The sequence below is a fragment of the Brevundimonas albigilva genome (assembly GCF_023573565.1).
GTDB lineage: Bacteria > Pseudomonadota > Alphaproteobacteria > Caulobacterales > Caulobacteraceae > Brevundimonas > Brevundimonas albigilva.
Genome location: NZ_CP097649.1, coordinates 1,626,049 through 1,638,221 on the forward strand (window position 1 = coordinate 1,626,049; position 12,173 = coordinate 1,638,221).

General features: G+C 66.8%; 22 protein-coding genes and 1 riboswitch. Of the genes, 1 reads left to right on the top strand and 21 read right to left on the bottom strand.

From position 1 onward, the window contains the following. Position 1: 1 nt before the first annotated feature. The 20 genes from rpsE to M8231_RS08185 all read right to left on the bottom strand — a co-directional run bounded on the left by rpsE (position 2) and on the right by M8231_RS08185 (position 9,716). The gene (rpsE, locus tag M8231_RS08090) at positions 2-604 is read right to left on the bottom strand and encodes a 30S ribosomal protein S5 (protein ID WP_249750401.1); all 603 of its coding nucleotides are present in this window, start codon (positions 602-604) and stop codon (positions 2-4) included. Between the two features lie 12 nt (positions 605-616). Further along, on the bottom strand, positions 617-973 hold the full coding sequence (gene rplR, locus M8231_RS08095) for a 50S ribosomal protein L18 (protein ID WP_249750400.1): 357 nt from the start codon (positions 971-973) through the stop codon (positions 617-619). Between the two features lie 3 nt (positions 974-976). Next, positions 977-1,510, bottom strand: coding sequence for a 50S ribosomal protein L6 (gene rplF, locus M8231_RS08100; protein WP_249750399.1), 534 nt, complete (start codon positions 1,508-1,510; stop codon positions 977-979). Between the two features lies 1 nt (position 1,511). Beyond that, a complete protein-coding gene (rpsH, locus tag M8231_RS08105; protein WP_249750398.1) occupies positions 1,512-1,910 on the bottom strand; it encodes a 30S ribosomal protein S8 in 399 nt (132 codons plus the stop codon). Between the two features lie 15 nt (positions 1,911-1,925). Beyond that, entirely contained in the window at positions 1,926-2,231 is a 306-nt protein-coding gene (gene rpsN / locus M8231_RS08110; protein WP_249750397.1) for a 30S ribosomal protein S14, read from the bottom strand. Between the two features lie 19 nt (positions 2,232-2,250). Then, on the bottom strand, positions 2,251-2,808 hold the full coding sequence (gene rplE, locus M8231_RS08115; protein WP_249750396.1) for a 50S ribosomal protein L5: 558 nt from the start codon (positions 2,806-2,808) through the stop codon (positions 2,251-2,253). Then, positions 2,808-3,116, bottom strand: a complete 309-nt coding sequence (rplX, locus tag M8231_RS08120; protein WP_249750395.1) for a 50S ribosomal protein L24 — start codon at positions 3,114-3,116, stop codon at positions 2,808-2,810. The genes rplE and rplX overlap by 1 nt, the downstream gene beginning before the upstream one ends. Positions 3,117-3,118: 2 nt before the next feature. After that, positions 3,119-3,487, bottom strand: coding sequence for a 50S ribosomal protein L14 (rplN, locus tag M8231_RS08125; protein ID WP_003164378.1), 369 nt, complete (start codon positions 3,485-3,487; stop codon positions 3,119-3,121). Positions 3,488-3,505: 18 nt separating this feature from the next. Then, complete coding sequence (gene rpsQ, locus M8231_RS08130) at positions 3,506-3,748, bottom strand: 30S ribosomal protein S17 (protein WP_219895809.1); 243 nt, start codon at positions 3,746-3,748, stop codon at positions 3,506-3,508. 10 nt (positions 3,749-3,758) lie between these two features. Further along, positions 3,759-3,956 (bottom strand): 50S ribosomal protein L29, encoded by a 198-nt coding sequence (gene rpmC, locus M8231_RS08135; RefSeq protein ID WP_201216417.1) that lies wholly within the window; start codon positions 3,954-3,956, stop codon positions 3,759-3,761. Beyond that, positions 3,956-4,393 (bottom strand): 50S ribosomal protein L16, encoded by a 438-nt coding sequence (rplP, locus tag M8231_RS08140; RefSeq protein WP_201100518.1) that lies wholly within the window; start codon positions 4,391-4,393, stop codon positions 3,956-3,958. The genes rpmC and rplP overlap by 1 nt, the downstream gene beginning before the upstream one ends. 3 nt (positions 4,394-4,396) lie before the next feature. Next, positions 4,397-5,152: a 30S ribosomal protein S3 gene (rpsC, locus tag M8231_RS08145; protein ID WP_201216419.1), complete on the bottom strand. Its 756-nt coding sequence runs from the start codon at positions 5,150-5,152 to the stop codon at positions 4,397-4,399. Beyond that, positions 5,152-5,532, bottom strand: coding sequence for a 50S ribosomal protein L22 (gene rplV, locus M8231_RS08150; protein ID WP_249750394.1), 381 nt, complete (start codon positions 5,530-5,532; stop codon positions 5,152-5,154). The genes rpsC and rplV overlap by 1 nt, the downstream gene beginning before the upstream one ends. A gap of 3 nt (positions 5,533-5,535) precedes the next feature. After that, positions 5,536-5,814 carry a 30S ribosomal protein S19 gene (gene rpsS / locus M8231_RS08155; protein WP_007442184.1) on the bottom strand — a complete coding sequence of 93 codons (279 nt, stop codon included), beginning with the start codon at positions 5,812-5,814 and terminating at the stop codon, positions 5,536-5,538. Positions 5,815-5,816: 2 nt separating this feature from the next. Beyond that, on the bottom strand, positions 5,817-6,653 hold the full coding sequence (gene rplB, locus M8231_RS08160) for a 50S ribosomal protein L2 (RefSeq protein ID WP_201216424.1): 837 nt from the start codon (positions 6,651-6,653) through the stop codon (positions 5,817-5,819). A 4-nt stretch (positions 6,654-6,657) separates the two neighbouring features. Then, positions 6,658-6,960: a 50S ribosomal protein L23 gene (locus tag M8231_RS08165; protein WP_087119318.1), complete on the bottom strand. Its 303-nt coding sequence runs from the start codon at positions 6,958-6,960 to the stop codon at positions 6,658-6,660. Continuing rightward, positions 6,960-7,598, bottom strand: coding sequence for a 50S ribosomal protein L4 (gene rplD / locus M8231_RS08170; protein ID WP_249750393.1), 639 nt, complete (start codon positions 7,596-7,598; stop codon positions 6,960-6,962). Before rplD ends, M8231_RS08165 begins: the two co-directional genes overlap by 1 nt. Further along, positions 7,598-8,359: a 50S ribosomal protein L3 gene (gene rplC, locus M8231_RS08175; protein WP_249750392.1), complete on the bottom strand. Its 762-nt coding sequence runs from the start codon at positions 8,357-8,359 to the stop codon at positions 7,598-7,600. Before rplC ends, rplD begins: the two co-directional genes overlap by 1 nt. Positions 8,360-8,380: 21 nt before the next feature. Beyond that, positions 8,381-8,686 (bottom strand): 30S ribosomal protein S10, encoded by a 306-nt coding sequence (gene rpsJ, locus M8231_RS08180; protein WP_003164367.1) that lies wholly within the window; start codon positions 8,684-8,686, stop codon positions 8,381-8,383. A 292-nt stretch (positions 8,687-8,978) separates the two neighbouring features. After that, entirely contained in the window at positions 8,979-9,716 is a 738-nt protein-coding gene (locus M8231_RS08185; RefSeq protein ID WP_250202564.1) for an acyl-CoA thioesterase, read from the bottom strand. Between the two features lie 157 nt (positions 9,717-9,873). Further along, positions 9,874-10,093: riboswitch (cobalamin riboswitch) on the bottom strand. Between the two features lie 246 nt (positions 10,094-10,339). On the opposite strand from M8231_RS08185, the gene M8231_RS08190 reads away from it, so the two are divergent. Continuing rightward, on the top strand, positions 10,340-11,092 hold the full coding sequence (locus M8231_RS08190; RefSeq protein ID WP_249750389.1) for a porin: 753 nt from the start codon (positions 10,340-10,342) through the stop codon (positions 11,090-11,092). 149 nt (positions 11,093-11,241) lie between these two features. Here the strand turns inward: M8231_RS08190 and M8231_RS08195 are convergent, their stop codons facing one another. Then, a complete protein-coding gene (locus M8231_RS08195) occupies positions 11,242-12,129 on the bottom strand; it encodes a GIN domain-containing protein (protein WP_249750388.1) in 888 nt (295 codons plus the stop codon). Positions 12,130-12,173 lie beyond the last annotated feature (44 nt).

A 12,173-nucleotide genomic window follows, 5' to 3' on the forward strand; every position in this document is an offset into this window, starting at 1 on the left:
CTTAGGACTCCACGGCTTCCGGCGCCGAGGCGCCGTCGTTGCGGCGGCCCATCAGATCCGCGACCTTCTTGCCGCGCTTGGACGCGACCTGACGGGGCGAGGACTGGACCTTCAGCGCTTCGAACGTCGCGCGGATCATGTTGTAGGGGTTCGACGAACCGGTCGACTTGCCCACGACGTCCTGGACGCCCAGGGTTTCGAGCACGGCGCGCATCGGACCGCCCGCGATGACGCCGGTCCCGGGAGGGGCGGCGCGCATCATGATCTTGCCGGCGCCCCAACGGCCGTTGCCGTCGTGGTGCAGGGTGCGGTTCTCGCGCAGCGGAACGCGGATCATGGTCTTCTTGGCTTCTTCGGTCGCCTTGCGGATGGCTTCCGGCACTTCGCGCGCCTTGCCGTGACCGAAGCCGACGCGGCCCTTGCCGTCGCCGACGACCATCAGGGCCGCGAACGAGAACCGGCGGCCGCCCTTCACGGTGGCGGCGACGCGGTTGATGTGCACCAGCTTTTCGACGATGTCCGAATCCGGACCTTCGACGGGCGGGGCGTTGCGGTTGTCGCGACGATTGCGATCGCCGCCGCCGCGTTGGGGTTGTTGCGCCATCTGTCGCGTCCCTTAGAAGTTCAGGCCGGCTTCACGCGCGGCTTCCGCCAGCGCCTTCACCCGTCCGTGATAGATGTACTCGCCCCGGTCGAAGACGACGTCCTTGACGCCCTTCTCGATGGCGCGTTCGGCGATCAGTTTGCCGATGGCCGAGGCCGCGGCGATGTCCGAACCCTTCTTGCCCTTGCCGCCTTCCAGCGACGAGGCCGAAGCGACGGTCACGCCCTGGGCGTCGTCGATGATCTGGGCCGAGATGTTCTTGTCCGAACGATACACCGACAGGCGCAGACGGCCGTTGGCGACGGCCTTCAGGCGGCGACGGGTGCGCTCGGCGCGGCGCTTGGCTTGTTGTCGAAGAGAGAGAGCCATGACTTACTTCTTCTTGCCTTCCTTGCGACGCACGGTCTCGCCGGCGTAGCGCACGCCCTTGCCCTTGTAGGGCTCCGGCGGACGCAGCTTGCGGATGACCGCGGCGACCTGGCCGACGGCCTGCTTGTCCGAGCCCGAGATCTTGATCTCGGTCTGCTTAGGCACGGCGAAGCTGACGCCGGCCGGCGGGTCGATGTCGACTTCGTGCGAGAAGCCCAGCTGCAGCGACAGGGCGTTGCCCTTCATCGCAGCGCGGTAACCCACGCCGACCAGTTCCAGCGACTTCTCGAAGCCCGAGGTGACGCCGGTGACCATGTTGTCGACCAGGGTCCGCGACAGGCCCCACATCGCGCGGGCGCGCTGGGTGTCCGACCGCGGGGTCAGCGACAGTTCGTCGCCTTCCTGCTTGATCTCGACTTCTTCCGCGACGGTCCAGGCGCGTTCGCCCTTGGGACCCTTCACGGAGACGTTCTGGCCGTCGAGCGTGACAGTCACGCCCTTCGGCACGGTGATGGTTTTCTTGCCGATACGGGACATATCAGTAGACCCTGCAGAGGACTTCGCCGCCGACGTTGGCGTCGCGGGCGGAGGCGTCGGACATGACGCCCTTCGAAGTCGAAAGGATCGAGATGCCGAGGCCGTTCTTGACCGGCTTCAGGTCGCCGATCGCCGAATAGACGCGGCGGCCCGGCTTGGACACGCGGCTGATCTCGGCGATGACGGGCTGGCCGTCGAAGTACTTCAGCTCGATCTCGAACTGCGGGAACTCACCCGGGTTCTGAACCAGGTTGTAGCCGCGGATGTAGCCTTCGTCCTGCAGCACGTCGAGGACGCGCTGGCGCAGACGCGAGGCCGGAGTCAGCACCTTGGAACGCTTGCGGGTCGCCGCGTTCTTGATGCGAGCGATCATGTCGCTCAGGGGATCGTTGATCATCATGTCTGTTCGCTCCCCTTACCAGCTCGACTTCGTCAGGCCGGGGATCTGCCCCATGTTGCCCAGTTCACGCAGCGCCACGCGGCTCATCTTGAGCTTGCGGTAGTAGGCGCGCGGGCGACCGGTCACTTCGCAACGGTTGCGAATGCGGGTCGGCGCGGAGTTGCGCGGCAGGGCCGCCAGCTTCAGGCGCGCGTCGAAGCGCTCCTCCAGCGGCAGGCTCTCGTCGTTCGCGGTCGCCTTCAGGGCGGCGCGCTTTGCGGCATACTTCGCAACCAGGGCCTTGACGGCTTCGTTGCGGTTTACGGCGCTTTTCTTAGCCATTGATCTCTTCCCTTCCCGCTCAGTTCACGAACGGGAACTTGAACTCGACCAGGAGAGCCTTGGCTTCCTCGTCGGTCTTGGCCGTGGTGCAGACGACAATGTCCATGCCCCACATCTGGTCGATCTGGTCGTAGTTGATCTCCGGGAACACGATGTGCTCCTTCAGACCGGTGGCGTAGTTGCCGCGACCGTCGAACGAAGTGCCCTTCAGGCCCCGGAAGTCCTTCACGCGCGGCAGGGCGATCGTGATGAACCGGTCCAGGAATTCGTACATCTGGTCGCCGCGCAGCGTGACCTTGCCGCCGATGACCATGCCTTCGCGCAGCTTGAAGCCGGCGATGGAGTTACGGGCCTTGGTGGCGACGGCCTTCTGGCCGGCGATGGCGGTCAGGTCCTTGAGGGCGGCGTTCGCCTTCTTGGAGTCGGCCACGGCTTCGCCGATGCCCATGTTCAGGACGATCTTGTCCAGCTTGGGCACCTGCATCTCGTTCGTGTAGCCGAACTTTTCCTTCATCACCTGGCGGATGCGCGCCTGGTACTCGCCCTTGAGGCGAGGGGTGTAGGTCTCGGTAGCCATCAGATGACGTCTCCCGTCGTCTTGGCGATGCGGACCTTCTTGTCCCCATCGATCTTGAAGCCGACGCGGCTCGCCTTGCCGTTGGCGTCGGCGATGGCGACGTTCGACAGGTGAAGCGACGCTTCCTTGTTCTTGATGCCGCCTTGCGGGTCAGCCTGGCTCGGGCGCGTGTGGCGCTGAACCATGTTGACGCCTTCGACGACGACGCGGTTTTCGGCGGGCAGGACCTTCAGCACGTTGCCCGTGCGGCCCTTGTCCTTGCCGGTCAGGACGACGACGCGGTCGCCCTTCTTGATCTTGGCGGCCATGGTTACAGGACCTCCGGGGCCAGCGAGATGATCTTCATGTGGTTCTTGGCGCGCAGTTCGCGGGGAACCGGGCCGAAGATCCGCGTGCCGACCGGCTCGTTCTGCTTGTTGACGATGACCGCGGCCGACTTGTCGAAGCGGATGACCGAGCCGTCCTTGCGCTGGATGTCCTTGGCGGTGCGCACGACGATGGCGCGAACGACGTCGCCCTTCTTCACGCGGCCGCGCGGGATGGCTTCCTTGACGGAGGCGACGATGGTGTCGCCGATCGAGGCGTAGCGGCGCTTGGAACCGCCCAACACCTTGATGCACATGACCCGGCGGGCGCCCGAATTATCGGCCACTTCCAGGTTAGTTTGCATCTGGATCATAAGATCAGATCCTTCTGATTACGAGGCCGAGGCGGGGGAAAGGACTTCCCAACGCTTCAGCTTGGACTTGGGGGCGCACTCGACGATGCGAGCGACGTCGCCGACCTTGAGCGCGTTGGCTTCGTCGTGCGCGTGGTACTTCTTCGAAAGACGCACGGTCTTCTTCAGAACGGGGTGCAGCAGGGTGCGCTCCACCTTCACGACGACGGTCTTCTCGCCCTTGTCGGACACGACCACGCCTTCGAGAATTCGCTTGGGCATCTTCGTTTCCTTACGAGGCCGCACGCTTCTCGCGCAAAAGCGTCGAGATGCGGGCGATGTCCTTGCGCACTTCCGAGACCCGGTGGGTCTTTTCCATCTGGCCGGTGGCGGCCTGGAAGCGCAGGTTGAACTGTTCCTTCTTGAGCTTCAGCAGCTCGTCGGACAGCTGGTCGGCGGTTTGCGACCGGAGATCGGCGATCTTGGTCATTACGCGGCTTGCTCCGTGACGATGCCGGCGTCCAGGCGGGTCACCACCTTGGTGCGGACCGGCAGCTTGGCGGCGCCGAGGCGCAGCGCTTCACGCGCCACGTCGTCCGGCACGCCGTCGATTTCGAACATGATGCGGCCCGGAGCGACGCGCGCGGCCCAGTGGTCCACGGCGCCCTTGCCCTTGCCCATCCGCACTTCGGCCGGCTTGCCCGTGACAGGCAGGTCGGGGAACACGCGGATCCACACCCGGCCCTGACGCTTCATCTGGCGGGTGATCGCGCGGCGGGCCGCCTCGATCTGACGCGCCGTGATGCGCTCGGGCTCCATGGTCTTCAGGCCGTAGGAGCCGAAGTTCAGCGAGAAGCCGCCCTTGGCCGAGCCGTGAATCCGGCCCTTGAAGGCCTTGCGGTACTTGGTCTTCTTCGGTTGCAACATGACTTAGTTCTCACGTCCCCGGTCGCGACGCGGACCGCGGTCGCCACGGGGGCCGCCGCGTTCGCGGCCTTCGTTCGAGGACGGGCCCGAGGCTTCCTGGGCCCAGCGCTTGTCCTGGGCCATCGGATCGTGCTCCAGGACCTCGCCCTTGAAGACCCAGACCTTGATGCCGATGATGCCGTAGGTCGTCTTGGCTTCGTAGAAGCCGTAGTCGATGTCGGCGCGCAGGGTGTGCAGCGGCACGCGGCCTTCGCGATACCACTCCATACGAGCGATTTCGGCGCCGCCCAGACGACCCGAGACGTTCATCCGGATGCCCTTGGCGCCCAGACGCATGGCCGACTGGATCGCGCGCTTCATCGCACGGCGGAAGGCCACGCGGCGCTCCAGCTGCTGGGCGATGTTCTCGGCGATCAGCTGCGCGTCGGTTTCCGGCTTGCGGACTTCGACGATGTTCAGGTGAACCTCGCCTTCGGTCTGGGCCGAGATGTCCTTGCGGAGCTTCTCGATGTCGGCGCCCTTCTTGCCGATCACGACGCCCGGACGGGCGGCGTAGATGGTGATGCGGCACTTCTTGTGCGGGCGCTCGATGATGATGCGCGACACGCCGGCGGCGGCCAGGCGTTCCTTCAGCCACTCGCGCAGCTTCAGGTCCTGGTGCAGCAGGCGGGCGTAGTCGGCGCCGCCGGCGAACCAGCGGCTGTCCCACGTGCGGTTCACGCCGAGGCGCAGACCGATCGGATTGATTTTCTGACCCATCAGGCGGCCTCGCCGGCTTCGCGGACCACGATGGTGATCTCGCTGAACGGTTTCAGGATGCGCGACGAACGACCGCGAGCACGGCTCGCGAAACGCTTCATCACCAGGTTCTTGCCCACGAAGGCCTCGGCGACGACCAGGTTGTCGATGTCGAGGTTGTGGTTGTTCTCGGCGTTCGAGACGGCCGAGTACAGGACCTTGCGGACGTCGGTGGCGATGCGCTTGCGGCTGAATTCCAGCTCGTTCAGCGCCTTCTGGACCGGCATGCCGCGGATCGAGGCGGCCACCAGGTTCAGCTTCTGCGGGCTGATGCGGACGTTGACCAGCTTGGCGCGGGCCTCGGTCGCACCGACGCGACGGGAGTTCTTGGTCTGGGCCATCGGTTACTTCCTCTTGGCCTTCTTGTCCGCCGCGTGGCCCGGGAAGTTCCGGGTCGGGGCGAACTCGCCGAACTTCATGCCGACCATCTCTTCCGAGACCGACACGGGAACGTGCTTCTGGCCATTGTGCACGCCGAACGTCAGACCGACGAACTGCGGCAGGATGGTGGAGCGGCGCGACCAGGTCTTGATCACGTCCTTGCGGCCCGACGATTGAACGGCGTCGGCCTTCTTGAGCAGATACCCGTCGACAAACGGGCCTTTCCAGGAGGAGCGGGCCATTCTTAGCGAGCCTTCTTCACGTGACGGCTACGGATGATGAACTTGTCCGTCGCCTTGTTCTTGCGGGTACGAGTGCCCTTGGTGTCCTTGCCCCACGGGGTGACCGGGGTGCGACCGCCAGAGGTCCGGCCTTCACCACCACCGTGCGGGTGGTCGATCGGGTTCATGGCCACGCCGCGGACGTGCGGGCGGAAGCCCATGTGACGCTTGCGGCCGGCCTTGCCCAGGTTCTGGTTCATGTGGTCGGGGTTCGAGACCGCGCCCACCGTGGCGATGCAGCCGTCCAGGACCATGCGCAGCTCGCCCGAGCCGAGACGGATCTGGGCGTAGCCCTGATCGCGGCCGACCAGCTGGGCGTAGGCGCCGGCCGAGCGGGCCAGTTGGGCGCCCTTGCCCGGCTTCATCTCGATGTTGTGGATGATCGTACCCACCGGCATCGAGCGCAGCGGCATGGCGTTGCCCGGCTTCACGTCGACCTTTTCGCCCGCCACGATCGTGTCGCCCGCCTTAAGGCGTTGCGGCGCGATGATGTAGGTCTTCTCGCCGTCCTCGTAGGTCACCAGCGCGATGAAGGCCGTGCGGTTCGGGTCGTATTCCAGACGCTCGACCGTGCCGACCGCGTCGAACTTGCGACGCTTGAAGTCGATCTTGCGGTACAGGGTCTTGGCGCCGCCGCCGCGGAAGCGAACGGCCACGCGACCGCCCTGCCCGCGACCGCCCGACTTGGTCAGGCCTTCGGTCAGCGACTTTTCCGGACGGCCCTTGTGGAGCTCGGACCGGTCGACCAGCACGAGGGCGCGGCGGCCCGGCGACGTCGGATTGTAGGTTTTCAAGGCCATCTGATCAGAGCCCCGTGGTGACGTCGATCGACTGGCCTTCGGCCAGCGTCACGATCGCTTTCTTGATGTCGACGCGACGACCGAGGATGCCCCGGAAGCGCTTGGTCTTGCCCTTTTGAACCAGGGTGTTGACCTTGACGACGTTGACCTTGAACAGGCTTTCGACCGCCGCGGCGATCTCGTCCTTGGACGCCGTGTCGGCGACGCGGAAGACGACCTTGTTCTGCTCGGACAGGATCGTGGCCTTCTCGGTGATCACCGGAGCCAGGATCGTGTCGTAGTGCTTGGCGGTAGGTTGAGCGGCCATTACGCGGCTTCCTTATCGCTGAAGCGGGCTTCGATCGCCTCGACGGCGGCCTTGGTCAGCACCAGCTTGTCGGCCCGCAGGATGTCATAGACGTTCAGGCCGGCGTTCGGCAGCACGTCGATGTGCGGGATGTTGCGGGCGGCAAGGCCGAAGTTGGCGTCGACTTCCGGACCCGCGATGATCAGGGCCTTGGTCCAGCCCAGCTTGCCGAACGTCTCGCGCAGGGCGGCCGTCTTGGCTTCCTTGACTGACAGGGCGTCGACCACGACCAGCTCGCCGGCCTTGACCTTCGAGGACAGGGCGTGACGCAGGGCCAGGGCGCGGACCTTCTTGGGCAGGTCGTAGCCGTGGTCGCGGACGACCGGGCCGAAGGCGCGCGAACCGCCGACGAACTGCGGCGCACGGCGCGAACCGTGACGAGCGCCGCCGGTGCCCTTCTGCTTGTACATCTTCTTGCCCGTACGAGAGTTCTCGTTGCGGGTCTGGACCTTGTGCGTGCCGGCGCGGCGCTTGGCCAGCTGCCAGTTGACGGTGCGGGCCAGCAGGTCGGCGCGGATGTCGGCGATGCCGAAGACGGCGTCCGACAGTTCCACGTCGCCGGCGGCCTTGCCGTCGAGCTTGATGACAGAGAGTTTCATTACGCTTCACCGCCTTCGGTCGCTTCGACGGCCGGCGCTTCTTCAGCGGGCGTCTCGGCGGGTTGAGCGGCCCCATTGGACTTGCCAGCCGACTTGACGGCGCCCGGGAACGGGGCGTCGGCCGGACGGGCCTTCTTGATGGCGTCGCGAACCTTGACGTAGGTGCCGTCGTGGCCCGGGACGGCGCCCTTGACCAGGATCAGGCCCCGCTCGGCGTCCACGCGGACGATGGTCAGGTTCTGGGTGGTGACGATTTCCGTGCCGTAGTGGCCGGCCATCTTCTTGCCGGGGAAGGTGCGGCCCGGGTCCTGACGGTTACCCGTCGAACCGTGCGAGCGGTGCGACACCGACACGCCGTGGGTGGCGCGCAAGCCCCCGAAGTTCCAGCGCTTCATGGCGCCGGAGAAACCCTTACCGATGGTCTCGCCCTGGATGTCGACCTTCTGGCCGACCAGGAAGTGGTCGGCCGACAGTTCGGAGCCCACGTCCAGCAGAGCGTCCGCGTCGACGCGGAACTCGGTGACATAGGCCTTGGGTTCGACCTCGGCCTTCGCGAAGACTTCGCGTTGGGCCTTGGCCGTGTTCTTGGCCTTCTTTACGCCAGCGCCCAGCTGGAGAGCGACGTATCCGTCACGCTCCTGGGTACGTTGGCCGACGACTTGGCAGCCGTCGAGCTGCAGCACAGTGACCGGAACGTGCGCGCCGTCATCGGCGAACACGCGGGTCATGCCCAGCTTCTTGGCGATCACGCCCGTGCGCATCGGATCCCGCCTCTTTCTTCTTTAGATCTTGATCTCGACGTCCACGCCGGCGGACAGGTCGAGCTTCATGAGCGCGTCCACGGTCTGCGGGGTGGGGTCGACGATGTCGAGCACGCGCTTGTGCGTGCGGATTTCAAACTGCTCGCGCGACTTCTTGTCGACGTGCGGCGAGCGGTTCACGGTGAACTTTTCGATCAGGGTCGGCAGCGGAATCGGACCGCGAACGGTCGCGCCGGTGCGCTTGGCGGTGTTGACGATCTCGCGCGTCGAAAAGTCGAGGACGCGGTGATCAAAGGCCTTGAGCCTGATGCGGATGCTTTGATCCATATCGGTGCTTACTTCCAATGCGGTCGGAGGACCGCGTCCCTGTGAACCATTTCAAAGACCGAAGGCCTTCGGGCACGAGGCCCTCAGGGTACGCAATCCGCAAAAACGATCGGCCCACGCAGTCGCCCGCGAAGGCCGTGAAGTCCCAAGAAGCTGCAAAGAACAGGTACTTAGGTCGTTCCTGCGAACCGCGTCTGCACCGAAGTGCACAGCCGGTCCAACAAGAGTGGCGGCTTATGCCTACCGATTCCGATTTCGTCAAGCGCCGAAAGCGAGGCCCCATCGGGAATTCTCAGGCCGCGATCGGCGTCGGTCGCCCGCCTTCGTCCACCGCCACCATGACGAACTCTGCGGCGGCCGCGCGGCGTCGTTCGCCGGTCCGCAGGTCCTCGCCCCACAGCTCCACCTCGACCGTGACCGAGGTGCGTCCGACCCGCGTCGGGCGCGAGGCCATCTCCACCATGTCGCCTTCTCTGATGGGACAGGTGAAGTCGATCCGATTAGTCGCGGCCATGACGATGACGCGGCGCGCGCGACGCGTGGCGCAGATGAAGGCCGCCTTGCCCATCAGCTTCAGGGCGTCCCCTCCGTAAAGCGTGCCGTAGTGATTGGTCCAGGCGGGAAAGACCATTTCGGCGGTCCTGAGCCACCCCCCGTCCTCGGCCGCGTCATGCCCCGCGAGGGGCGGCAGGTCGCCCTGCCCCGCCTCTCGCGGCGCCACCATGTTGAAGACGCCGCGCGTGCACAGCCGGCGCTCGCCGCTGACCGGCGCCTCGGCCCACAGTTCGACCTCCACGCCCATCGACGTGCGGCCCACGCGCGCCACCCGGCCGGTGGCCTCCGCCATCTCGCCGATCCGGGCGGGCGCGGCGAAGTCGATCCGCTCGCAGCCCGCCGTCACCGTCGGTCGGCGGGCGTGGCGCGCCGCGGCCAGGAAGGCGACCTTGTCCAGGTGCGCCAGTCCGACGCCTCCGAACAGGGTGCCGTGATGGTTGGCGTCTCCCGGGAACACCATGTCGATCAGGGTCACGCTCACGTCGTCGCGGCCCGGGCGGGTTCGGATGTTTGAAAGGCGGTCATTCTTCGAAGCCTGTGCTGATGGCGAGGCTTCAGGCAGGGACGCACGAACGCCGGCGCGGACGATCGATCCGGCGGCGCACAGGCGGCCTGACCGGACACCCCGCCGGAGGACGTTATCTGTCGGGGCAGGTCTCCTGGCTCGCGGGTCACGGCTTCCGGTCCGGCCTTCCCGGGGCGAACCCCAGTGACACGAGATGGACCTTCGGCTCGCCGCTCACAGTTGCGGGGGCAGCGCCGGCGTTGATGCACAAAGGCGTCGCACCGGCTTCCCTCTTAGCTCCACGCAGTCCGAAAGCCGCGCGCAGAACCTCGACGCGGCCATCACACATGATCGCCGGCCGCGGTCAAGCTCGGCCGCCAAGCAAGGACAATGCGCCGGATTGCCGGCCTTTAACCGTTTCGCCCGAATAACCCCGAAACGGGAACACCTCTTGGCCACAATGCGTGGCGGATCGACAACATCCGTGCACGAACAATGTAGCCGGCGCCGATTCAAGGCACAGCTTCGGCCGCGGCCTGATAGCAGCCGCCTCCCCGAGCTCCCACTCGGGTCAGACTTCCAAGGAAAAAACAATGAAGACGCTCTTTCTCGCCTCGGCCGCCGCGGCCGCCCTGTTCGCCGCTCCGGCCCTGGCTCAGGACGCCGTCGGTTCGGTCGGCCTGACCTATTCGAACCCGTCGGTCGAAATCGCGGGCGACGACTTCGACGCCGACGTCTGGACCGTGGACGGCACGGTCGCCATCCCGGCCAACAACTGGACCGTGACCTTCAACGGCGCCATCGACTACGCCAAGGCCTATGGCGAGGACGACACCACCGGCGCCGCCGCCGCCCACCTGACCACCCTGGTCGCCGGCGACGTTCGCGTCGGCGGCTTCGTGGCCGGCAACGGCATCGGCTCGGGCGACACCGTCTATACGGTCGGCGCCGAAGCCCAGAAGTATCTGGCCGGTTCGACCCTGACGGGCGTGGTCGCCTACACCTCGGCCGACGACCTGGACGCCGACATCTGGACCGTCGGCGGCGACGCCGCCTTCTACGTGATGCCGAACCTGCGCCTGAACGCCGGCGTCAGCTACAACAACGTGGACGCCCAGCTCGGCGACGTCGACGCCTGGACCTACGGCGTGGGCGGCGAATACGAGTTCACCGGCACGCCCTTCTCGGTCGCCGCCGGCTACACCCGCGCCGACATCGACTCGATCGACGTCGACACCTGGTCGCTGGGTCTGCGCTACAGCTTCGGCGGCGGCCTGCAGGCGCGCGATCGCGCCGGCGCCGGCCTGAACGTCTCGTCGATCGCGAGCGTCCTGGGCGGCCTGTAAGCCTCGGCTTCGCCAAGACCTGAAATGTCACGGCCCCGGCGGAGCGATCCGCCGGGGTTTTCCTTTGCCCGCTTCGCGCCGCGCATGAAAAAGGCCCCCGGGGTTCCACGACCGGGGGCCTTTCCTCTCGCGGCGGAGAGACTCGGGTTCTAGCGCCCGATGTTCACGGTTCCCGACCCCACCACCGTTCGGGACACCTGTCCGGTGGCGGCGCCGACGCTGACGTCGCCCGATCCGGCGATGGCCACGCTCAGGTCGCGCGTGGTCCCGCCGAAGCGCACGTCGCCCGAGCCGCCGATGGCCACTGAAAGATCGCTCATCCGGCCCTCGCGGACGGTCACGTCGCCCGAGCCGCCGATGGAGATGTCGCCGGCGCCGTCGGCTCGCGCCACCAGCACGCTGCCGGACCCGCCCACGGCGGCGTCCAGGTCGCCCGTCGCCCCGGCCAAGATCGAGCCCGAGCCGCCGACCTTGGCGTCCAGCGACCGAGAGGTTCCCGCCCGGATCGAACCGGATCCCCCGACGCTCAGCGCCACCGCGCCGTCGGTGTTGGCCACGGTCCAGTCGCCGCACCCGCCGCTGCCCAGTTCGACCGAGCGCGCGCCGCGTCCGACCGCGCCGTAGACGGCGCCGCCGGCGCTGACGTCGACGTCGCGCGGGGTCCGCAGGACGATCAGCGGCGCGTCTTCCAGCCGGATGCGGCCCAGATCGCGCACCTCGACCACCGCGCCCTCGCCCGGCTGGCGCGCGCTGGACGGGCCGTTGTCGCAGCGGCGCACGCCGTCGTTCGAGCCGAACACGCCGCCCCGCCGCAATCCGCCGTCGATCCTGACGTCGCGTCCGCGGCGCTGGACCTCGATGCGAGGCAGGCGAGAGGCGCCTTGGGTGACTTCGACCCCGACGTCTTCGCGATCCTCGACGATGACGACGACGCGGGCGACCGCGTTGCGGATTTCGACCTCGGCGGCGGTCGCCGGCGCGGCCGCGCAGGCGGCGACGACGGCGGACGCGGCGGCGGCGAACAGTGCGGATTTCATGACGGCTTTCCCTTCCCTGATGTGAGGAAAAGGTGCGTCACCCC

Coding starts and splice junctions, on each gene's coding strand:
- rpsE (WP_249750401.1), bottom strand. CDS start 604: ATGGCGCAACAACCCCAACGCGGCGGCGGCGATCGCAATCGTCGCGAC.
- rplR (WP_249750400.1), bottom strand. CDS start 973: ATGGCTCTCTCTCTTCGACAACAAGCCAAGCGCCGCGCCGAGCGCACC.
- rplF (WP_249750399.1), bottom strand. CDS start 1,510: ATGTCCCGTATCGGCAAGAAAACCATCACCGTGCCGAAGGGCGTGACT.
- rpsH (WP_249750398.1), bottom strand. CDS start 1,910: ATGATGATCAACGATCCCCTGAGCGACATGATCGCTCGCATCAAGAAC.
- rpsN (WP_249750397.1), bottom strand. CDS start 2,231: ATGGCTAAGAAAAGCGCCGTAAACCGCAACGAAGCCGTCAAGGCCCTG.
- rplE (WP_249750396.1), bottom strand. CDS start 2,808: ATGGCTACCGAGACCTACACCCCTCGCCTCAAGGGCGAGTACCAGGCG.
- rplX (WP_249750395.1), bottom strand. CDS start 3,116: ATGGCCGCCAAGATCAAGAAGGGCGACCGCGTCGTCGTCCTGACCGGC.
- rplN (WP_003164378.1), bottom strand. CDS start 3,487: ATGATCCAGATGCAAACTAACCTGGAAGTGGCCGATAATTCGGGCGCC.
- rpsQ (WP_219895809.1), bottom strand. CDS start 3,748: ATGCCCAAGCGAATTCTCGAAGGCGTGGTCGTGTCCGACAAGGGCGAG.
- rpmC (WP_201216417.1), bottom strand. CDS start 3,956: ATGACCAAGATCGCCGATCTCCGGTCGCAAACCGCCGACCAGCTGTCC.
- rplP (WP_201100518.1), bottom strand. CDS start 4,393: ATGTTGCAACCGAAGAAGACCAAGTACCGCAAGGCCTTCAAGGGCCGG.
- rpsC (WP_201216419.1), bottom strand. CDS start 5,152: ATGGGTCAGAAAATCAATCCGATCGGTCTGCGCCTCGGCGTGAACCGC.
- rplV (WP_249750394.1), bottom strand. CDS start 5,532: ATGGCCCAGACCAAGAACTCCCGTCGCGTCGGTGCGACCGAGGCCCGC.
- rpsS (WP_007442184.1), bottom strand. CDS start 5,814: ATGGCCCGCTCCTCCTGGAAAGGCCCGTTTGTCGACGGGTATCTGCTC.
- rplB (WP_201216424.1), bottom strand. CDS start 6,653: ATGGCCTTGAAAACCTACAATCCGACGTCGCCGGGCCGCCGCGCCCTC.
- M8231_RS08165 (WP_087119318.1), bottom strand. CDS start 6,960: ATGGCCGCTCAACCTACCGCCAAGCACTACGACACGATCCTGGCTCCG.
- rplD (WP_249750393.1), bottom strand. CDS start 7,598: ATGAAACTCTCTGTCATCAAGCTCGACGGCAAGGCCGCCGGCGACGTG.
- rplC (WP_249750392.1), bottom strand. CDS start 8,359: ATGCGCACGGGCGTGATCGCCAAGAAGCTGGGCATGACCCGCGTGTTC.
- rpsJ (WP_003164367.1), bottom strand. CDS start 8,686: ATGGATCAAAGCATCCGCATCAGGCTCAAGGCCTTTGATCACCGCGTC.
- M8231_RS08190 (WP_249750389.1), top strand. CDS start 10,340: ATGAAGACGCTCTTTCTCGCCTCGGCCGCCGCGGCCGCCCTGTTCGCC.
- M8231_RS08195 (WP_249750388.1), bottom strand. CDS start 12,129: ATGAAATCCGCACTGTTCGCCGCCGCCGCGTCCGCCGTCGTCGCCGCC.